Origin of the sequence: Caballeronia sp. LZ028, assembly GCF_031451415.1 — a bacterium.
Taxonomy (GTDB): Bacteria; Pseudomonadota; Gammaproteobacteria; order Burkholderiales; family Burkholderiaceae; genus Caballeronia; species Caballeronia zhejiangensis.
The window spans coordinates 1,332,998-1,353,848 of the sequence record NZ_JARUXN010000001.1 but is presented as its reverse complement, the minus strand read 5'-3'; the positions used below and the strand labels follow the sequence as shown (position 1 = coordinate 1,353,848).

16 protein-coding genes are annotated in these 20,851 nt (G+C 63.0%); 4 read left to right on the top strand and 12 right to left on the bottom strand.

Annotation, left to right across the window (positions count from 1 at the left end):
* Window positions 1–17: 17 nt before the first annotated feature.
* The 5 genes from QCE58_RS06300 to uvrB all read right to left on the bottom strand — a co-directional run bounded on the left by QCE58_RS06300 (window position 18) and on the right by uvrB (window position 5,677).
* Window positions 18–1,421 (bottom strand): 4Fe-4S binding protein, encoded by a 1,404-nt coding sequence (locus QCE58_RS06300; protein ID WP_174447730.1) that lies wholly within the window; start codon window positions 1,419–1,421, stop codon window positions 18–20.
* Window positions 1,418–2,269: an FTR1 family protein gene (locus QCE58_RS06295; protein WP_008350446.1), complete on the bottom strand. Its 852-nt coding sequence runs from the start codon at window positions 2,267–2,269 to the stop codon at window positions 1,418–1,420. The genes QCE58_RS06300 and QCE58_RS06295 overlap by 4 nt, the downstream gene beginning before the upstream one ends.
* A gap of 66 nt (window positions 2,270–2,335) precedes the next feature.
* Window positions 2,336–2,644, bottom strand: coding sequence for a cupredoxin domain-containing protein (locus tag QCE58_RS06290; protein ID WP_372492535.1), 309 nt, complete (start codon window positions 2,642–2,644; stop codon window positions 2,336–2,338).
* 88 nt (window positions 2,645–2,732) lie between these two features.
* Complete coding sequence (locus QCE58_RS06285; protein ID WP_372492533.1) at window positions 2,733–3,278, bottom strand: iron transporter; 546 nt, start codon at window positions 3,276–3,278, stop codon at window positions 2,733–2,735.
* Window positions 3,279–3,580: 302 nt separating this feature from the next.
* Complete coding sequence (gene uvrB, locus QCE58_RS06280) at window positions 3,581–5,677, bottom strand: excinuclease ABC subunit UvrB (protein ID WP_008350451.1); 2,097 nt, start codon at window positions 5,675–5,677, stop codon at window positions 3,581–3,583.
* 332 nt (window positions 5,678–6,009) lie between these two features.
* On the opposite strand from uvrB, the gene QCE58_RS06275 reads away from it, so the two are divergent.
* Window positions 6,010–7,209, top strand: coding sequence for an amino acid aminotransferase (locus tag QCE58_RS06275; protein ID WP_250521045.1), 1,200 nt, complete (start codon window positions 6,010–6,012; stop codon window positions 7,207–7,209).
* A gap of 75 nt (window positions 7,210–7,284) precedes the next feature.
* Here the strand turns inward: QCE58_RS06275 and QCE58_RS06270 are convergent, their stop codons facing one another.
* Window positions 7,285–7,503 carry a hypothetical protein gene (locus QCE58_RS06270; protein ID WP_244807888.1) on the bottom strand — a complete coding sequence of 73 codons (219 nt, stop codon included), beginning with the start codon at window positions 7,501–7,503 and terminating at the stop codon, window positions 7,285–7,287.
* A gap of 273 nt (window positions 7,504–7,776) precedes the next feature.
* Here QCE58_RS06270 and QCE58_RS06265 point away from each other — a divergent pair, with 273 nt between their 5' ends.
* Complete coding sequence (locus QCE58_RS06265; RefSeq protein WP_309779305.1) at window positions 7,777–8,307, top strand: hypothetical protein; 531 nt, start codon at window positions 7,777–7,779, stop codon at window positions 8,305–8,307.
* A gap of 55 nt (window positions 8,308–8,362) precedes the next feature.
* Here the strand turns inward: QCE58_RS06265 and QCE58_RS06260 are convergent, their stop codons facing one another.
* Both QCE58_RS06260 and QCE58_RS06255 read right to left on the bottom strand, forming a co-directional pair.
* Entirely contained in the window at window positions 8,363–9,775 is a 1,413-nt protein-coding gene (locus tag QCE58_RS06260; RefSeq protein ID WP_250521044.1) for a lactate utilization protein B, read from the bottom strand.
* Between the two features lie 13 nt (window positions 9,776–9,788).
* Window positions 9,789–10,523, bottom strand: coding sequence for a (Fe-S)-binding protein (locus QCE58_RS06255; RefSeq protein ID WP_034472139.1), 735 nt, complete (start codon window positions 10,521–10,523; stop codon window positions 9,789–9,791).
* Window positions 10,524–10,713: 190 nt separating this feature from the next.
* On the opposite strand from QCE58_RS06255, the gene QCE58_RS06250 reads away from it, so the two are divergent.
* Complete coding sequence (locus tag QCE58_RS06250) at window positions 10,714–11,523, top strand: IclR family transcriptional regulator (RefSeq protein ID WP_008350464.1); 810 nt, start codon at window positions 10,714–10,716, stop codon at window positions 11,521–11,523.
* Between the two features lie 77 nt (window positions 11,524–11,600).
* Here the strand turns inward: QCE58_RS06250 and pbpG are convergent, their stop codons facing one another.
* On the bottom strand, window positions 11,601–12,785 hold the full coding sequence (gene pbpG, locus QCE58_RS06245; RefSeq protein ID WP_033537204.1) for a D-alanyl-D-alanine endopeptidase: 1,185 nt from the start codon (window positions 12,783–12,785) through the stop codon (window positions 11,601–11,603).
* A 773-nt stretch (window positions 12,786–13,558) separates the two neighbouring features.
* Between pbpG and QCE58_RS06240 the strand changes: the two genes are divergently transcribed.
* Complete coding sequence (locus tag QCE58_RS06240) at window positions 13,559–14,134, top strand: phasin family protein (protein WP_008350468.1); 576 nt, start codon at window positions 13,559–13,561, stop codon at window positions 14,132–14,134.
* A gap of 155 nt (window positions 14,135–14,289) precedes the next feature.
* Here the strand turns inward: QCE58_RS06240 and lpdA are convergent, their stop codons facing one another.
* The 3 genes from lpdA to aceE form a co-directional block, all read right to left on the bottom strand.
* Window positions 14,290–16,338 carry a dihydrolipoyl dehydrogenase gene (lpdA, locus tag QCE58_RS06235; protein ID WP_008350470.1) on the bottom strand — a complete coding sequence of 683 codons (2,049 nt, stop codon included), beginning with the start codon at window positions 16,336–16,338 and terminating at the stop codon, window positions 14,290–14,292.
* A gap of 74 nt (window positions 16,339–16,412) precedes the next feature.
* On the bottom strand, window positions 16,413–18,044 hold the full coding sequence (gene aceF / locus QCE58_RS06225) for a dihydrolipoyllysine-residue acetyltransferase (RefSeq protein WP_250496778.1): 1,632 nt from the start codon (window positions 18,042–18,044) through the stop codon (window positions 16,413–16,415).
* 80 nt (window positions 18,045–18,124) lie between these two features.
* Entirely contained in the window at window positions 18,125–20,818 is a 2,694-nt protein-coding gene (gene aceE, locus QCE58_RS06220; protein WP_034472145.1) for a pyruvate dehydrogenase (acetyl-transferring), homodimeric type, read from the bottom strand.
* Window positions 20,819–20,851: the final 33 nt, after the last annotated feature.

Below are 20,851 nucleotides of genomic sequence, written 5' to 3'. Positions count from 1 at the left end.
TTGACGGCGTGGACGGTTTATCGGCTGAAGCCCCAGAACATCAGGTACCACGCGCTGTCCGCAACGGCCAGCGCAGCGACAAACCATACCATCGCAAGAAGGCGCGGAACAAGTGACGATGCATGGCGCCCCGTCACGCGCCACGCAAGCCACGCGCTCCAGAGATTCGCGGCCGCGAGCAAGCCGAGCCGCAGACCCGGCACCCACCACAACGGCAGATGCTCGGCGCGCAGCAGCGATACCGTCGTCGCGGACAGGCCCAGGAACACGCCGACGCCCGCAATCGGGATCAGGGCGAGCGTCAGGTGATGCAGGCGCGTCGCGTTCATCTTGCCGAGCATGCGCGTGCCGATGGCGAGCAGCCCGAGCAGCGCCGTGCCGTACACGAGCCCAGTCGCGACGATATAGCCGATGACCATGGTGCCGTCGAGCCACGAGAAGACGTCGTTCTGTTCCGGGTAATGCGTGAACAGGAACCACGGCGCGTTGGTGTCGAGCGGCCAGAGGATGTCGTGATCGATCAGCCAGGCGGCGAGAAATTGCTTCAGATCGACGAACCAGGTGCTCACGGTCCAGTGGAACGCGCCGATCGCGATGCCGAGCAGGCCGTAGAGAATGAGCGCGGTGTCCCACGGATTCGCGGCCTTGTCGCCGAGCTTCACGACTTCCTCGGACGGCGAGCGCCACGTGAGCGCGATGGCGTCGCGATGGCCGCTGCATCGGCCACACATGTGGCAGTCCTGTGCGCCCTTCATGTTGCGCAGCGGGACGAGCGGCGCGCAGTTGATCGGAATCACGCGATGGCCGTGCTCGCCCTTCGTGTACGAACGGCGCCACGCTTCTTCGTCGACCTTGTAGTGAAACGGCGCGAGGCGCGCGAGCAGCGAGAACACGCCGTTGACCGGGCACAGATACTTGCACCACACGCGCTTCTCGCGGCCATACAGCACGCCGATGATCATCGCGCCGACGGTCGAGCCGCCGAGCACGAGCAGCACCGCCTTCGGATACTGATAGACGCTGACCATCTGCCCGTAGATCGTCGTGAGCCCGAATGCGACGAAGGGCCAGCCGCCCCAGCGCATCCAGCGCGGAATCGCCCAGCCGCGGCCGAACTTGCTCGCGAACTCCGACAGCGCGCCTTCGGGACACAACACGCCGCACCAGACGCGCCCGAGCATGACCATCGACAGCAGCACGAATGGCCACCAGATGCCCCAGAACACGAACTGCGCGGCGAGCGTGAGATTGCTCCACAGATGCGCGGCGCCGTCCGGCAGCGGCATCACGGCGGGAACGATGATCAGAAATGCATACACGGCAACGACGACCCACTGAATCATGCGGATCGTGCTGCCGTGACGTTGCATCCAGTGGCCGGCTTGTTGAAGCCGGCCCGGTCTACGCATTACGGAACTCATGCTGGACGGCTTGCCGCCTTTTGTTTTTGCGCCATCTGGGTGTTCGAACGGCGCAGCAGAAGATAGATGACGACCCAGTACACCGCATACGCGACGAGATTCATGCCCGCGGGATGCGCGCGATAACCGGTGAGCGTAGCAACGAGCGATCCGAACGTACTCGAATCATCGAGCAGCCACGACGTGTTCCACACCTGATTGACGATGACCGGCAGCACTTCCATGTCGATCAGCTTGTCGACGCCCGTTTCGAAGAGGCCGGCCGCCAGGAACAGCAGCATGATTTCGGTGACGCGAAAGAACGAGCGCCACGAGAAGATCTTGCCGCCGAGCTGCAGGATATAGAACGTCAGCAGCGCGAGACCGAAGCCGAGAATGATCGCGATGTACTGCGACGCGTCGACGTGCCCCGACTGACCGAAGCCGACGCCGTAGAGAAACACGGCCGTCTCGCTGCCTTCGCGCGCGATCGCCAGCGCGACGAGCACCGCGATGCCCCACCAGTGTCCGTCCTGCGTGCTCTTTTGCAGCGATGTTTCCATGTCGCGCTTGAGCGTGCGTCCGTGGCGCTTCATCCACAGGACCATCTGCACGATCAGCACGCAGGCGATCAGCACCATCGCGGTCTGGAAGTAATCCTGTGCATCGCCCGACAGCACTTCCGTGAAGCCGATGAGCGCGGCGCCCAGCGCCACCGCCGCAAGCAGGCCGATGACGACGCCGGCCCACAGATAAGGCAGGCCCCGGCGCGCCTGATGATCGCCGTTCTTCAGCCACGCGTAGAGAATGCCGACGACGAGCAACGCCTCGACGCTCTCTCGCCACACGATGAAAAGTACCTGCCCCATACCCGACCTCCAGCAATTCCACTTCAAGCGGCCGCGCGCGGTGCGAACATTGCGCGGCACATTCCGTTACTTCGCGACGATCACGCCTTGCGCGGACTGATGAAAATCGTCGAAGAACTTGTATTCACCCGGATCCAGCGGTGCGATCACCACGAACGAATCCGCCCCCGGCGCGAGCACTTTTTCCTTGCGCAACTGCACGCTTTCGAACTCGGCGGCGCCCTTGCCGACGTTATGCACTTCGATCTTGATGCGCTGCCCCGCCGGCACTTCGATGCGCGCCGGATTGAGCTTGCCGTCGTTCATTTCGAGCTTGAACGTCGGCAGGTCGGCGGCGTGCGCCATGTTCATCCCGGCAAAGGCAAACGCGGACATCGCGAGCGCGGCCACCTGATTTTTCAGCTTCATGCGTACTTCCTGAGAGTGAATGCGCCCGGTCCGGGATGCCGGGCGCCACGGACGATCAGTAACCGCCCTTCTTTCCGATGCCCGCGAACGGGAAGTCGTACTCGATCGTGAACGGCTTGAACCACGGACCGACGCCCGTTTCCTTGTCGGTGTGACGGCCGAACGCCATGTGGCCTTCCTGCGACGGCGGCGAAATATGCAGCTTCAGGTGATACTTGCCCGGCCCGAAGAGCTTGACGTTGTCGCCGTAGTGCGGGCCGTCGCTCGCGACCATCGGCATCAGGTCGCCCTTGATGGTCTGCGTCGTGCCGACCTTCGTGAGTTCATACGTGACTTGCAGATACGGCATCCAGTCGCCTTCGGCGAAACCGGTCGGGTTGTTCTTGACCGCGTGGATATCCGCCTCCAGGTGGATATCCGAATCCGACGCCTTGCGCATCATGCCTTCCGGCGACATCGTGATCGGCTGCAGATACACGGCGCCCGTTTCCATGCCCGCCTCGATGTGCTGCTTGCCGATCGGATATTCGGCTGCCGACGCTGCCATCACCGCCGTGAGACCTGCGGCGGCGACAAGGCCGCGCATCAACGTTGAACCCATCAGAAAACTCCTTGTTGTTATCGATTGGCACGCGTGCCACGCGAGCCTTGCCACTGAGATACCGGAGCGCCGCTCGGTCGGCGGCGTTAGCACAACTCTGTGAACGTTAATACGAACCATTCTCAATGTTCGTCAGTTTAGCATCGTTCGATTCCCGCAACAATTTGAGCGAGCTTACAGACCTAGGCGCAGTAAGGCTTTTCGCCGACTCGCACGATCGCGGCGGGCATAAAAAAGGCGCGGCGAACCGTCCGATTCGCCGCGCCTTTCGAATTAAGCCTTGAAAATCACTTACATATTGCTTACTTACCGCCGATTCCGCTCACGTGATCGCCCACGTTCGCCCCGAACACGCGCTGCCGCAGGAGCGCCAATTGGTCGCGGGTCTGCGCCGCTTTTTCGAATTCGAGATTCTTGGCGTGATCCATCATCTGCTTCTCGAGGCGCTTGATTTCCTTCGCGATCTGCTTCTCGGACATGTCTTCGAACTTCGCGCGCGCCTGCGCTTCCTTCAGCTCGGCGCGGGCGTCGTCGGCGTTGTAGACGCCATCGATGATGTCCTTGATGCGCTTCTCCACCCCGCGCGGCGTGATGCCCATCTTCTCGTTGTGCGCCATCTGCTTGGCGCGGCGCCGCTCGGTTTCGCCGATGGCGCGCTTCATCGAGTCGGTCATGTTGTCGGCGTAGAGAATCGCCTTGCCGTTCACATTACGCGCCGCGCGCCCGATGGTCTGGATCAGCGAGCGCTCGGCGCGCAGGAAGCCTTCCTTGTCGGCGTCGAGAATCGCGACGAGCGAGACTTCGGGAATATCGAGACCCTCGCGCAGCAAGTTGATGCCGACGAGCACGTCGAACGTGCCGAGCCGCAGATCGCGGATGATTTCCACGCGCTCGACCGTGTCGATATCGCTGTGCAGATAGCGCACCTTCACGCCGTGATCGGCGAGAAACTCGGTCAGCTGCTCGGCCATGCGCTTGGTCAGCGTCGTGACAAGCACGCGCTCCTGCACCGCCACGCGCGCGTTGATTTCCGAGAGCACGTCGTCGACCTGCGAGCGCGCCGGACGCACTTCGATTTCCGGATCGACGAGACCCGTCGGCCGCACGAGCTGCTCGGCCACCTGCCCTGCCTTCTGCTGCTCGTAGTCGGCGGGCGTCGCGGAAACGAAGATCGCCTGGCGCATCTTGCGCTCGAACTCGTTGAACTTGAGCGGCCGGTTATCGAGCGCGGACGGCATCCGGAAACCGTAGTCGACGAGATTTTCCTTGCGCGCGCGGTCGCCGTTGTACATGCCGTTCAACTGGCCGATCAATACGTGCGACTCGTCGAGCAACATCAGCGCATCGGGCGGCAGATAGTCGACGAGCGTCGGCGGCGGCTCGCCAGGCGCCGCGCCCGAGAAGTGCCGCGAGTAGTTCTCGATGCCCTTGCAGAAACCGAGCTCCTGCAGCATTTCCAGATCGAAGCGCGTGCGCTGCTCCAGCCGCTGTGCTTCGACGAGCTTGCCCTCGCTGTGGAAGAATTCGAGCCGCTCGCGCAATTCGAGCTTGATGGTTTCGATCGCGCGCATGACGGTGTCGCGCGGCGTCACGTAATGCGACGACGGATACACGGTGAAGCGCGGAATCTTGTTGCGCACGCGTCCGGTGAGCGGATCGAAGAGCATCATCGATTCGATTTCGTCGTCGAAGAGCTCGACGCGCACCGCCATTTCCGCGTGCTCGGCCGGAAAGATATCGATGGTGTCGCCGCGCACGCGAAACGAACCGCGCTGAAAATCGGCTTCGTTGCGCGTGTACTGCATCGCGATCAGGCGCGCGATGACGTCGCGCTGGCCGAGCTTGTCACCCGTGCGCAGCGTGAGAATCATCTTGTGATATTCGGACGGATTGCCGATACCGTAAATCGCGGACACCGTCGCGACGATCACCACGTCGCGCCGTTCGAGCAGGCTTTTCGTGGCCGAAAGCCGCATCTGCTCGATGTGCTCGTTGATCGACGAGTCCTTCTCGATGAAGAGATCGCGCTGCGGCACGTACGCTTCCGGCTGGTAATAGTCGTAGTACGAGACGAAATACTCGACGGCGTTGCGCGGAAAGAACTCGCGGAATTCCGCGTAGAGCTGCGCGGCGAGCGTCTTGTTCGGCGCGAAGACGATCGCCGGACGGCCGAGCCGCGCGATGACGTTCGCCATCGTGAAGGTCTTGCCCGAGCCGGTCACGCCGAGCAGCGTCTGAAACGAGAGACCGTCCTCGACGCCTTCGACGAGCTTCGCGATGGCATCGGGCTGATCGCCCGCGGGCGGATACGGCTGATACAACTGAAACGGCGAGCCTTCGAACGTGACGAACTTCGATTCGTCCAGTTCTTCCGGGGATGCGATGAGAGTGTCGGACATGAGAAATCGAGAAAGTCAGCGCCTGAGGCAAACAATCATTCTAGCGTCGTACGCGATGCGCGCGCTCGCCTGGACGTGACCGGGATGTGGAAGCGTAGTCTCCATCAGATTGGGCATGGTTCGCCGATCTCAAGCGCACCGGCTCACGCCCTTTTTTATCGCGCGCTTTTGGCGTGTTCGCGGAATTAAGGGCCAAAAAGCACGCGCATTCGCGCCATATTCGGCCGAAAAGCCGCGCCGGATTCGCTACAATGTGCGACTGGGCTCGACGGCATGATGCCGTCGTCGCCACGCTTCCCCGCCGCACGTCTTTCCTCCACTGCCGATAGATCATGTCTCTTTTCTCTGCCGTCGAACTCGCTCCCCGCGACCCGATCCTGGGCCTCAACGAAGCCTTCAACGCCGATACGCGCACGACCAAAGTCAATCTGGGCGTCGGTGTGTACACGAACGAAGAAGGCAAGATTCCGCTCCTGCGCGCCGTGCGCGAAGCCGAGAAAGCGCGCGTCGATGCCGCGCTGCCGCGCGGTTATCTGCCGATCGACGGCATCGCCGCCTACGACGCCGCCGTGCAGAAGCTGCTCCTCGGCAACGATTCGCCGCTGATCGCCGCGGGCCGCGTCGTGACGGCGCAGGCGCTTGGCGGCACGGGCGCGCTCAAGATCGGCGCGGACTTTTTGAAGCGCCTGAACCCGAACGCAGTCGTCGCGATCAGCGATCCGAGCTGGGAAAACCATCGCGCGCTCTTCGAAGGCGCCGGTTTCGAAGTGGTCCACTACCCGTACTACGAAGCCTCCACGCACGGCGTGAACTTCGACGGCATGCTCGCCGCGCTGAACAGCTACGCGGCGGGCACCGTCGTCGTGCTGCACGCGTGCTGCCATAACCCGACGGGCGTCGATCTGTCGGACGAGCAGTGGAAGCAGATCGTCGAGGTCGTGAAGGCGAAGAACCTCGTGCCGTTCCTCGATATGGCGTATCAAGGCTTCGCGGAGAACATCGACGCGGACTCCGCCGCCGTGCGTCTCTTCGCGGCATCGGAACTGAACGTGTTCGTGTCGTCGTCGTTCTCGAAGTCGTTCTCGCTGTACGGCGAGCGCGTCGGTGCACTGTCGATCATCACGACGAGCAAGGAAGAATCGGCACGCGTGCTCTCGCAACTGAAGCGCGTGATCCGCACGAACTATTCGAACCCGCCGACGCACGGCGGCTCGATCGTCGCGGCCGTGCTGGCGTCGCCGGAACTGCGCGCGACCTGGGAGCAGGAGCTGGGCGAAATGCGCGATCGTATCCGCGCAATGCGCAACGGTCTCGTCGAGCGACTGAAGGCGAGCGGCGTCGATCGGGACTTCTCGTTCGTCAACAAGCAGCGCGGCATGTTCTCGTACTCGGGTCTGACGGCTGCGCAAGTCGATCGTCTGCGTGAAGAATTCGGCATCTACGCCGTGAGCACGGGCCGCATCTGCGTGGCCGCGCTGAACATGCGCAACCTCGACGCCGTCGCGAACGCGGTCGCCGCCGTGCTCAAGTAAGCAGTTCGGCCGCGTCCAAATGAAAATGGCGCCCTTTGCGGGCGCCATTTTTTGTGTGCGTCGAAAACCGGCGAATCAGAGCGTCTTTTCCGCCGAGACGGCAGCGGGTTGTGCGTCTTCGTCGTCGACGAAGCCGAGCGAAATCGCGCGCGCCAGTTCTGCGCTCACGCCCGCGACGCTGGTTTCTTCATGGCGCATTGCCGCGTCGCTGCCCTCGCCGGCGTGCATGCAGAACGCGAGCGCGATCGGAAGCAGGATGGCGACGGGCCAGTAGGTCGATATTGTCTTTCTCATGGGACTGCCTTTGGTCGATGTGTCGCAGTGGGCATCGGATCAAGGGAACCCACTGATGGACATTTCGAATTTTACGGACTTGTCCCGACCTTAAAAAGCCGTTGAAAAGCAAAGGATTGTTGCGCCCGGGACAACAAGCCGTTTTGATGAACGGTCGCGACCGCTCGCGCCTTTATGACAGCTTGCCGTCATAAAGGCTTACAAAGTTGTTCGCGACATCCACGCGCCGATGATGTCTTATTCAGTAATGGTTCTACAGAATTTCCCACGATCATGAAATCCGCAGTCGCTGGTGTCTTGCTTGCTTCGTCTGCCGCACTTCTCGGTGGTTGCGCGGCGTATCCCGATGCGTCGGCCTATGGCGGCGGCTACCCTGCTGTCTACGACGACCCGGGCTACGGATACTACGGTGGCCCGCCGCCGGGCGTCGTCGTAGGCGGCGGTTACTACTCCGGGCCGGGCCCGATTTACTACGGTCCGCCTAACCGATATTGGGACGATGGTCCCGGCTGGCGTCGTCCGCCGCCGGGCGGATGGCGCGGCGGGCATCCGCCGCGCGACCGGGGTCCGGGCGGCCCGCCTCCGCAGGCGGGCGGCGGACATCCGAACGGTCCGCCACCGCAAGCAGGCGGCGGCCGTCCTCCGGCAGCGCAGCCCCCGCAAGCAGGCAACTCGCCGGCGCCTCAGTCCGTGGGCGGTCGGCCGCCGGGACCGAATCGCGCCCCGCCACCATCCGCGAATGGCGGTCGGGGCAATTCGCAGGGCGGCAATTCGCGCGGCTTCCTGGGACGGTACGGCGGATAAAAGCGCTTCGACGACAAAGGCCGCGCCCGATCGAAAGATCCGGCGCGGCCTTGTTTTATCCGAGATGCGAATGCTGCGCCTTGTACAGCTCCCGGAATGTGCGCCCGACTGGCGCGGGCATGTCACGCGTGTCGGTCCATCCGGCGCCGAACGGCAGTCGTGAAATCGTCTTCTTGTTGCCGCCGATGCGTTCGAGCACGCGCACCGCGAGCTTCGTGAAAAGGGCATAGGCGAGCGGCCGCTTCGCGAGATAGCCCCACGCCGCGAGCGCGGCGCGCTCGTTCCACGGACGCAGCCGACGCTCCATCTGCTTCTCGCGCAGCTTGCGCAGCAGATCCGACAACGGAATGCCGACCGGACAAACACTGTTGCACTCGCCGCAAAGCGTTGCGGCTTGCGGCAGATCGAGCGCCTTGTCGATGCCGACATAAGCCGGCGTCAGCACCGAGCCCATCGGTCCCGGATACACCCATCCATACGCATGTCCGCCGATCTTCTGATAGACCGGGCAATGATTCATGCACGCGCCGCAGCGGATACAGCGCAGCATCTCCTGAAACTCGCCGCCGATAAGCCCGGTGCGGCCGCCATCGACGAGCACGAAGTACATATGATCGGGCCCGTCCGTCTCGTCGGCCGAGCGCGGTCCGGTCAAGAGCGAAAAGTAATTCGAGATCGTCTGGCCGGTCGCCGAGCGCGGCAGGAGGCGCATCGCGGTCGCGAGATCTTCGAGCGTCGGCAGCACTTTTTCGATGCCCGTCACCGCGACATGCACGCGGGGCATCACGGTGCACATGCCTTCGTTGCCCTCGTTCGTGACGACCGCCACCGACCCCGTCTCCGCGATCAGGAAATTGCCGCCCGTCACGCCCATGTCCGCCGACATGAAATGCGGCCGCAACACTTCCCGCGCCTCGCGCGTCATCTCCGGGATGTCGGTGAGGCGTGGCTTGTTGTGCGTCTTCGCGAAGAGATCCGCGATCTGCTCCTTATCCTTATGCACGACCGGCGCGATGATATGGCTCGGCGGCTCGTTGTCGTTGATCTGCAGAATGTATTCGCCGAGATCGGTCTCGATCGACTGCACGCCCATCTCGCCGAGCACGCGATTCAGCTGCATCTCTTCCGAGACCATCGACTTGGTCTTGATGACCTTCTTGACATCGTGTTTGCGCGCGATGTCCGCGACGAGCTTCGCCGCGGCCTGCGTCGTTTCGGCGTAAAGCACGGTCGCGCCGCGACGCGTCGCCTCGCGCTCGAAGGTTTCGAGCCACACGTCGAGATTCTCGAGCGCGCGATTGCGGCGCTCCTTCAACGCGGCGCGCGTTGCCTCGAAGTCGATGTCGCGCACCGCGCTCGCACGCGCGCTGACGAACTTGGTCGAGAGCTTGGTGAGATTCTGCTGCAGGCGCTCGTCGGCGAGCTTGCTTCCCGCGCGCGCCTTAAAGTGCATCGTCTGGACTTGCATCCGTTTGTCTCCTTCAGGCGCGACGCGCCGCGTCGCCCGCGAGCACTTGCGCGATATGCAGCACGCGCGTCGACGTATCGCCGGTGCGGCGCAGGCGCCCTTCGATGTTCAGCATGCAGCCGAGGTCGCCGAGCACGACGGTATCCGCGCCGCTCGCCTTGATGTTCGCGCATTTCTCATCGACGATCGCCGTCGAAATGTCGCCGTACTTCACCGCGAAGGTGCCGCCGAAGCCGCAGCAATGCTCGCATCCGGCCATCTCGGTCACGGGCACGCCTGCCTGGGCGAGCAGCTCGCGCGGCTGCGATTTCACGCCGAGTTCGCGCAGACCCGAGCAGGAATCGTGATACGTCACCATGCCGTCGAACACGCCCGGCTCCATGCGCGCCTTCGCGACGTTCACGAGAAAATCGGTCAGTTCGAACACGCGCGGCTGAAGGCGCGCGAAGCGGCTCATCAATTGCGGATCGTCGCGAAAGAGATCGCCGTAGTGCGCGCGGATCATGCCGCCGCACGAACCGGACGGCACCACGACATAGTCGAACTGCTCGAATTCGCGCAGCGTTTTTTCGGCGAGATCGCGGGCGAGCGGCCGATCGCCCGAGTTGTAGGCAGGCTGGCCGCAACAGGTCTGCGACGGCGGCACGACGACTTCGAAACCAGCCTGCTCGATCAGCTTGATGACCGAGAAGCCGATTTCCGGGCGCATCATGTCGATGAGACATGTCACGAATAATCCGACTCGCATTGGGGCGTTTCCTGTTCGTGGAGTGATGTGAACGCAGCGCCGATTATCCTTGATAAGTCCCGCGCGACGGGCTTCTCGCTGGCCATCGATGTCATCGACGAGCGCATTGTTTTGGCGAAGCGTTCGCTTTTTTCACATTATGAGATACAATCCCCATTCCGCTGTTTGACGCATCAACCGATTTTTCACGATGAGCGATACGAACCCGGAATCCAAAACCTCCATTCAGGTGATCGAGCGCATGATGCGTCTTCTCGACGCCCTCGCCGATCACACTGACCCCGTCAGCCTGAAAGAACTCGCCCAGAGCACCGATCTGCACCCATCCACGGCGCATCGCATTCTGAACGACATGGTGCTATGCCGGCTCGTGGACCGGTCGGACCCCGGCACGTATCGCCTCGGCATGCGCTTGCTGGAGCTCGGCAATCTCGTCAAGGCGCGTCTTTCGGTGCGTGAAGCCGCGATGCCGCCGATGCGCGAGTTGCATCGGCAGACCGGGCAGACCGTCAATCTTTCCGTGCGGCAAGGCGACGAGATCGTCTATATCGAGCGCGCGTACTCGGAGCGCTCGGGCATGCAGGTCGTGCGTGCGATCGGCGGCCGCGCGCCGTTGCATCTGACTTCGGTCGGAAAGCTGTTTCTCGCCGCCGACGAAGCCGCGCGCGTACGCGCGTATGCGATGCGAACCGGTCTCTCCGGCCACACGCAGAACAGCATCACCGATCTCTCGAAACTCGAGCGCGAACTGTCGCTGGTGCGCCAGCAGGCGTGCGCGCGCGACAACGAGGAACTCGAACTCGGCGTGCGCTGTATCGCGGCGGGCATTTACGACGATACGGGACGCCTCGTCGCCGGCTTGTCGCTGTCCGCGCCCGCCGATCGTCTGCAGGACGCCTGGCTGAAACAATTGAGCCACACGGCGCTCGAGATCTCGCAATCGCTGGGATATCACCCGGAAGAGGCAGCTTCCGACGCGCAACAACACGCGCATCGCTGATTTCTTCGCCGCATGTCAAAACGGGATTCGTCTTTCGACGAATCCCGTTTGCTTTTGCATCAGCGAAGATCAGGCGCTCAAGGATTTGCGCCGCTGCCCATGTCCGCGCTCATGATATGCGGCTCGCCGAGCGTATCGAGATACGAACGCAGACGGCCCGCGTCGGCGAAGCGCGAATACTTGCCGTACGAATCGAGCAGCACGATGACGACCGGACGGCCGTTGACGGTTGCCTGCATCACGAGGCACTCGCCCGCTTCGTTGATGAAACCCGTCTTCTGCAAGCCGATGTCCCACGAAGCATTGCGGATCAGCGCGTTCGTGCTGTTGTAGGCGAGATTGCGCTTGCCGGTGAAGACGTCGTAGCTGCGGTCGGTCGAGAACTTGCGGATCAGCGGATATTGATACGCCGCGTTGACCATCTTCACGAGGTCGCGCGCGCTCGACACGTTCTGGCTCGTGAGTCCCGTGGAATTCTCGAAGTGCGTGTCGACCATGCCGAGCGACTTGGCCTTCGCGTTCATCGCGGCGATGAACGCCGGACGGCCGCCCGGGTAATAGCGCGAGAGTGCCGCCGCCGCGCGATTTTCCGACGCCATCAGCGCGATGTGCAGCATGTCTTCGCGATTCAGTTGAGATCCGACCGCGAGGCGCGAGCCCGTGAACTTCTCGTAGTCGCGGTCTTCGTCGGTGACGGTGATTTCATCGGTCAGCGGCATGTGCGAATCGAGCACGACCATCGCGGTCATCAGCTTCGTGATCGATGCGATCGGCACGACGGCGCGCGAGTTCTTGTCGAAGAGCGTCTCGGACGTGTTCTGGTCGACGACGTAAGCCACGCTCGAACGCAGCGCGAGGCTGTCGGGGGTATCGTGCAGCCCGAACGCCTGACCAACCGACGTCGCGCGCGGCTGGAACGCAACCGCGTGCACCGCGGCGCGTCGCGAATGCGCTTCCATGCGATACGACGCGCGACGCTTGCGCGATGCGCGCGGCGCGTCATCGTCGTCATCGGCCGCGGCGACTTTCGCCGCTTTCGCGGGCTTCGGCGCTTTCAGCGTGGTCTTGGCGACGCGCGCGGGCTTTTCAGCCTTGGCGGTGGATTTCTTTGCGGTTTTGGTTTGGGTGGCGGTCTTCGCGAGGGCTTCAGCCGGAGCCGCTGCGAAGGACGTCGCTACTGCGATGGAGACGGCGATGGACAATGCCGAGCGCACTGCCACGCCATGCACCACCTTCAACGACGAAAACATTTCGGTTTTCATTAGTGTTCTGTTGGGCGGCTGGAGGGTACCGCCAAGTGTAGTGAAGCTACGAAATTTAAGCAATATTAAGCACTTATCGGCACTCGTTAAACCGAGTTGTAAGCCGTGATTGCGTATTGCTGAACAAAAAACCGCCTCGATCGGAAAAAACGATCGGCCCGGCGAAATAGTGCTGCCCAAAACGCGCTTTGCTACACCGCGACAAACGCACTATCGGCAAAACTTTCCACGACTTTAGTGAAACGTGAGGATCGGATCAGACAAAACGCAGAGATACGGACGGGAGTCAGCACCAACGGAGCGCACAGACGATCACGAGACAACTCGGACAGCCGAAATGTTAACGTTTCTTCAACAATTTGGTGTACGGCGACATCTTAAAAATGAGACGACCTTCAGAAATATCTCGCTTCCGCATCGCCGCAGAACCCGCGCTGTCCGCGCGCCGGAACATCAAAGTTTCATCGAGCCGTGCTTTGATCGTGGTTGAACATGCGGCCCGATGCGTGTCGGAAGCCATGCCCAGCTTGAGTGCATAGGGTTTCCACGGACGCTTATTTCGACCACGCAATCGGCATGTAAGTTGTTGTTTAACATACGGTTTCTGCCTATTGTGCGGCGCACAAAAAGTGCTTGACATCCATCGGAATATCTCTAAAATGGGTCTCATGTTGCGACGCACCAATCGCAGTTGCACCTAGCCGGCAGGTATATCGCGCCGGATCTACCCAAACCACGACCCGCGTTGATGGGTCTGCCATCAGGAGCCTGAGATGACGCTGTTGACCCCCGAGCAAATCGCCGCTGCACAGAAAGCCAACTTCGACACGCTGTTCGGCCTCACGAACAAGGCGTTCGAAGGCGTTGAGAAGCTCGTCGAACTGAACCTGCAAGTTGTGAAGTCCACGCTGGCCGAAAGCCAGGAAAACGCACAGCGCGCGCTGTCGGTGAAGGACGCGCAGGAACTGCTCGCCCTGCAAGCCAGCCTGACCCAGCCGGTCGCGGAAAAGGTGCTGTCGTACGGCCGTCACCTGTATGAAATCGCGTCGGCCACGCAAGCCGAATTCGCCCGCGTCGCGGAAGCGCAGTACGAAGAGCAGAACCGCAAGGTCCAAACGCTCGTCGACAACGTCGCGAAGAACGCACCGGCCGGTTCGGAAACCGCCGTCGCCGTCATGAAGTCGGCCATCACCGCCGCCAACACGACGTACGAAACGGTTCACAAGGCAACGAAGCAAGCTGTCGAAATTGCTGAAAGCAACTTCAACGCTGCCGCTACGGCTGCGACGAAGGCCGCTACGCAAGCGACCGAGCAAGCTGCCCGCGCCACCAAGAAGTCGGTTGCGTAAGTTTGCCGCCGGGCCCCTGCCCGGCCGATGCAGCAAGAATCACGAAGAACCCGGCCATCGCGCCGGGTTTTTTGTCGTCTATTGCTCGTGAATCCCACAAACAAAAAGGCGCGCTCCGGTCAAGGAGCGCGCCTTTCTTCTGTAACCGCGGACGCTTACTTCTTGCGCTGCGGCGGCAAGTCCGTGCACACGCCTTCGTACAACTCGGCGGCCATGCCGACCGATTCGCCGAGCGTCGGGTGCGGGTGGATCGTCTTGCCGATGTCGGTCGCATCCGCGCCCATCTCGATCGCGAGACACACTTCGCTGATGAGATCGCCCGCATTCAGACCGACGATGCCGCCGCCGATCACCCGATGCGTCTCTTCATCGAAGATGAGCTTGGTGAAACCTTCGTCGCGGCCGTTGGCGATCGCGCGGCCCGACGCGGCCCACGGGAACACCGCCTTGCCGAACTTGATGCCTTCGGCCTTGCACTGCTCTTCCGTCTTGCCGGCCCACGCCACTTCCGGATCCGTATAAGCGACGGACGGAATCTGCAGCGCGTCGAAATACGCCTTCTCGCCGTGCGCCGCTTCCGCCGCGACGTGGCCTTCGTGCACGGCCTTGTGCGCGAGCATCGGCTGGCCGACGAGATCGCCGATCGCGAAGATGTGCGGCACGTTGGTACGCATCTGCTTGTCGACGTTGATGAAGCCGCGATCCGTCACCGCGACGCCCGCCTTGTCCGCGCCGATCTTGCCGCCGTTCGGGCTGCGGCCGACCGCGAGCAGCACGAGGTCGTAGCGCTGCGGCTCGGCCGGCGCCTTCTCGCCTTCGAACGTCACATAGATGCCGTCTTCCTTGGCTTCCGCCTTGGTCGTCTTGGTCTTGAGCATCACGTTCGTGAAGCGCTTGGAATTGAACTTCTCCCAGACTTTCACGAGATCGCGGTCCGCGCCGAGCATCAGGCCGTCGAGCATTTCGACGACGTCGATGTCCGCGCCGAGCGTCGAATACACCGTCGCCATTTCCAGCCCGATGATGCCGCCGCCCACCACCAGCATGCGCTTCGGAAGCTGGCGCAGTTCGAGCGCGCCGGTCGAATCGACGACACGCGGATCGTCCGGGAAGAACGGCAGCTTCACCGCCTGCGAACCCGCCGCGATGATCGCCTGCTTGAACTTGACGACCTTCTTGCCGTCCGCGCCGTTCACTTCCATGTGATTCGGATCGACGAACGCGCCGACGCCCGTCACGACCTGGACCTTGCGCGCCTTCGCCATGCCCGCGAGACCGCCGGTCAGCTTCTTGACGACGCCTTCCTTGAAGCCGCGAAGTTTGTCGAGATCGACCTTCGGCTCGCCGAAGCTGATGCCGTGCGCCGCGAGCTCGGCCGCTTCGTCGATGACGAGCGCCGTGTGCAGCAACGCCTTCGACGGAATGCAGCCGACGTTCAGACACACGCCGCCGAGCGTCGAATAACGCTCGACGAGCACGGTCTTCATGCCGAGATCGGCGGAACGGAATGCCGCCGAATAACCGCCGGGACCGGCGCCGAGCACGAGCATGTCGCATTCGACATCGGCCGCGCCGGCGTAGCTGCCTGCTTGCGGCGCGGGCGTCGGCGCGGCTGCCGGCGCCGCTTTCTGGGGCGCGGGAGCAGGCGCCGCAGCGGACGCGCCGCCTTCGAGCGTCAGAACCAGCGTGCCTTCCGACACGTTGTCGCCGACCTTCACCTTCACTTCCTTGACCGTGCCGGCGGCAGGCGACGGCACGTCCATCGTCGCCTTGTCGGATTCGAGCGTGATGAGCGACTGCTCCTTCTCGACCGTATCGCCCGGCTTCACATGCACTTCGATGACGGGAATGTCCTTGAAGTCGCCGATATCCGGCACCTTCACGTCCTGCACGCCGCCGCCCGAAGCCGCAGCCGGTGCGGGCGCAGCGGCGGGAGCCGGAGCCGGCGATGGCGCGGCCGCAGCGCCGGCGGTTTCGATCATCGCGATGACCGAGCCCTGGCTCACCTTGTCGCCCTGCTTGACCTTCACTTCCTTGATGGTCCCCGCGACATCCGCGGGCACTTCCATCGTGGCCTTGTCGGTTTCGAGCGTGATGACGCCCTGTTCCTTTTCGATGACGTCGCCGGCTTTGATATTGACTTCGATGACATCGACATCGGAGAAGTCGCCGATGTCGGGTACTTTTAGTTCGACGAGACTCATGTTGTCCCCTAAGAGATATGCGGATGGAACCTCGGACGAACGTCCGAGGTTCCGCCGTCGGCCAGATCAGCAGATCAGAGAATGACGCGACGGAAATCGCCCAGAATCGCCGACAGATAAGCGTTGAAGCGCGCCGCGGCCGCGCCGTCGATGACGCGATGGTCATACGACAGCGACATCGGCAGCGTGAGGCGCGGCACGAACTGCTTGCCGTCCCACACGGGCTTCTGATAGCCGCGCGACAGACCGAGGATCGCGACTTCGGGCGCGTTGATGATCGGCGTGAAGTGCGTCCCGCCGATGCCGCCCAGCGACGAGATCGAGAAGCAGCCGCCCTGCATCTGATCGGGCTTCAGCTTGCCGTCGCGCGCGAGCTTCGACAGTTCCGCCATTTCCTTGGCGATATCGACGAGGCCCTTCTTGTCCGCGTCGCGGATCACCGGAACGACGAGGCCGTTCGGCGTATCGGCCGCGAAACCGATGTGGTAGTACTGCTTGAAGACGAGGTTGTCGCCGTCGAGGCTCGCGTTGAAGTCCGGGAACTTCTTCAGCGCCGAGACCACGGCCTTGATGACGAACGCGAGCATCGTGAACTTCACGCCCGCTTTCTCGTGCTCCTTGTTGAGCTTCACGCGCAATTCTTCGAGCTCGGTGATGTCGGCTTCGTCGTTGTTCGTGACGTGCGGGATCATCACCCAGTTGCGATGCAGGTTCGCGCCCGAGATCTTCTTGATGCGCGAGAGCGGCTTCGGCTCGACCGGACCGAACTTCGTGAAGTCGATCTTCGGCCACGGCAACAGGCCGAGTTCGCCGCCGCCACCGCCAGCCGGCGCCGCAGCCGCAGGCGCCGCGCCCTGTCCCGACATCACGCCCTTCACGAACGCGGTGATGTCCTGCTGCGTGATGCGGTTCTTCGGCCCGGTGCCGCGCACGCGCGACACATCGACGCCCAGTTCCCGCGCGAACTTGCGCACCGACGGCGACGCGTGGCTCGACGTGCGCGAGCCGTCGCCGGCGGGAATGACAGGCGCCTGCGCGAGCGCGGACGGCGCTTCCTTCGGCGCGGGCGCGGGCTTCGCGGGCGCATCCGAGGGCACTTCCTTCGGTGCCGCCGGCGCGGGCGCGGGCGCCGGTGCGGCCGCGCCGCCTGCGCCGCCTTCCAGCACGAGGATCAGCGTGCCTTCGGAGACCGTATCGCCGATCTTGACCTTCAGTTCCTTGACCGTGCCCGACGCCGGGCTCGGCACGTCCATCGTGGCCTTGTCGGATTCGAGCGTGACGAGCGACTGCTCCTTCTCGACCTTGTCGCCGACTTTCACCGCGATCTCGATGACCGGGATGTCCTTGAAGTCGCCGATGTCCGGCACTTTCACTTCGACGGAACCGCCGCCGCTTGCAGCGGGCGCGGCAGCCGGCGCGGGCGCAGGCGCCGCAGCCGGCGCCGGAGCCGGCGCAGCGGCCGCACCGCCGCCTTCCAGCACGACGATGAGCGAGCCTTCCGACACGTTATCGCCGACCTTGACCTTCACTTCCTTCACGACGCCCGCTGCCGAGCTCGGCACGTCCATCGTGGCCTTGTCGGATTCGAGCGTGACGAGCGACTGCTCGGGTTCGACCGTATCACCCACCTTGACCAGCACCTCGATCACGGGGATGTCCTTGAAATCGCCGATGTCCGGCACTTTGACTTCGATCGCTTGACTCATTATTAGTGTCTCCTGGGTCGCACGCGGGCCTCCTTCCGCTTCGGAAAGAGGCCGCGTCACAACGCACGGGGGCGATGCCTTTAGACGGTCATCGGGTTGGGTTTGGACGGGTCGAGGTTGTACTTCTTGATCGCCTCGGCGACGACCTTGCGCTCGATCGTGCCTTCGTCGGCCAGCGCGTTGAGCGCAGCCAGCGTCACCCAGTAGCGGTCGACTTCGAAGAAGTGGCGCAGCGCTTCGCGCGTATCCGAGCGGCCATAGCCGTCGGTGCCGAGCACCACGAACTTCTGCGGGACATAGCCGCGAATCTGGTCGACGAGCGCGCGGATGTAATCCGTCGATGCGATCACCGGGCCCTTCGCGTCCTTCAGCAGCGCCGTGACGTGCGGCAGCTTCTTCTCTTCGGTCGGATGCAGCAGGTTCCAGCGCTCGCACGCCTGACCGTCGCGGGCCAGTTCGGTGAAGCTCGGCACGCTCCACAGATCGGCGCTGACGCCCCAGTCGTCCTTCAACAGTTGAGCCGCGGCGATGACTTCGTTGAAGATCGTGCCCGCGCCCATCAACTGAACGTGCGCCTTGGCCGGCGCATCGGCCTTCTTGAAGGCGTACATGCCCTTGATGATGTCCGAAGCCACGGCATCGCCTTGCGGGATCGCCGGATGCTCGTAGTTCTCGTTCATCACGGTGATGTAGTAGTACACGTCTTCCTGGTCCGCGACCATGCGGCGCAGGCCGTCCTGCATGATGACGGCGAGTTCGTAACCGAACGTCGGGTCATAGCTCACGCAGTTCGGAATCGATGCCGCCCACAGCAGCGAGTGGCCGTCTTCGTGCTGCAGCCCTTCGCCGTTCAGCGTCGTGCGGCCAGCGGTGCCGCCCAGCAGGAATCCGCGCGAACGCATGTCGCCCGCGGCCCACGCCAGATCGCCGATGCGCTGGAAGCCGAACATCGAGTAGAAGATGTAGAACGGGATCATGATCTCGCCGTGCGTCGAGTACGACGTCGCGGCCGCGATCCAGTCACACATGCCACCCGCTTCGTTGATGCCTTCCTGCAGGATCTGCCCCGTCTCCGATTCCTTGTAGAACATCAGCTGGTCGGAGTCTTCCGGGATGTACTTCTGGCCGTCCTGATTCCAGATGCCGATCTGGCGGAAGAGGCCTTCCATGCCGAACGTGCGCGACTCGTCCGGGACGATCGGCACGATGCGCTTGCCGAGCGCCTTGTCCTTCAGCAGGATGTTGAGGATCCGCACGAACGCCATCGTCGTGGAGATTTCGCGGCCTTCGCCCGTGCCCTTCAAGAGCGGCTCGAACGCGGACAGCGCCGGCACCGGCAGCGATTCGGCCTTCTCGCGGCGCGTCGGCAGATAGCCGCCCAGGTCCATGCGCTTCTGGCGCATGTATTCGAGTTCCTTCGAGCCTTCCTCGAACGTGAGATACGGCACGTCGGCGATCTGCTCGTCGGTAAGCGGCAGACGGAATTGGTCGCGGAATTTCTTCAGCGTGTCGATCGGCAGCTTCTTCTGCTGGTGCGTGATGTTCATCGCCTGACCATGCTCGCCCATGCCATAGCCCTTGATGGTCTTGGCGAGGATGACGGTCGGCGCGCCCTTCGTCTTGGTCGCTGCGTCGAAGGCCGCGTAGATCTTGTGCGGATCGTGGCCGCCGCGGTTCAGGTTCCAGATGTCGTCATCGGACCAGTCGGCGACGAGCGCCTTGAGTTCCGGCGTGTTGAAGAAGTGCTCGCGCACGAACGCGCCCGACTCCGACTTGTACGTCTGATATTCGCCGTCGACGACTTCCATCATGCGGCGCATCAGCGCGCCGGTCTTGTCGCGTGCGAAGAGCGCGTCCCAGCGGCTGCCCCAGATGACCTTGATGACGTTCCAGCCCGCGCCGCGGAATTCGCTTTCGAGTTCCTGAATGATCTTGCCGTTGCCGCGCACCGGGCCGTCCAGTCGCTGCAGATTGCAGTTGATGACGAACACGAGGTTGTCCAGACGCTCGCGGCCGGCCATGCCGATCGCGCCGAGCGATTCCGGCTCGTCCGTTTCGCCGTCGCCGAGGAACGCCCAGACCTTGCGGCCTTCGGTCTTCGCCATGCCGCGCGCGGCCATGTACTTCATGAAGCGCGCCTGATAGATCGCCATGATCGGGCCGAGGCCCATCGACACGGTCGGGAATTGCCAGAAATCCGGCATCAGCCACGGATGCGGATACGACGAGATGCCCTCGCCGCCCACTTCCTGGCGGAAGTTGTTCAGTTGCTTCTCGGTCAGGCGGCCGAGCAGGAACGCGCGCGAATAGACGCCCGGCGACGAGTGGCCCTGCACGAAGACGAGGTCGCCGCCGTGATCTTTCGAAGGCGCGTGCCAGAAGTGATTGAAGCCGACGTCGTAGAGCGTCGCGGCCGATGCGAACGAAGCGATGTGACCGCCGACGTTCGTGTCCTTGCCCGCGCGCAGCACCATCGCGATGGCGTTCCAGCGGGTGTACGAGCGGATGCGGTGTTCGATGTCCTGATCGCCCGGAATCTTCGCCTGCGAAGCGACGGGGATCGTGTTGATGTACGGCGTGTTCGCCGAAAACGGCAGGTGCTCGCCATGCACGCGAGCGAATTCGATCTGTTTCTCGATCAGGTAGTGCGCGCGATCAGGACCGACCGCGGAAATCACGCCGTCGAGCGCATCGAGCCACTCGGCGGTTTCCTGAGGATCGTCGTCCTTGGCGTTGGCGACATATTTGAGAACTTCGTCGGGTACAGCGGACATGCTCGTCTCCTGATGTGAGGAACACTCGATGAG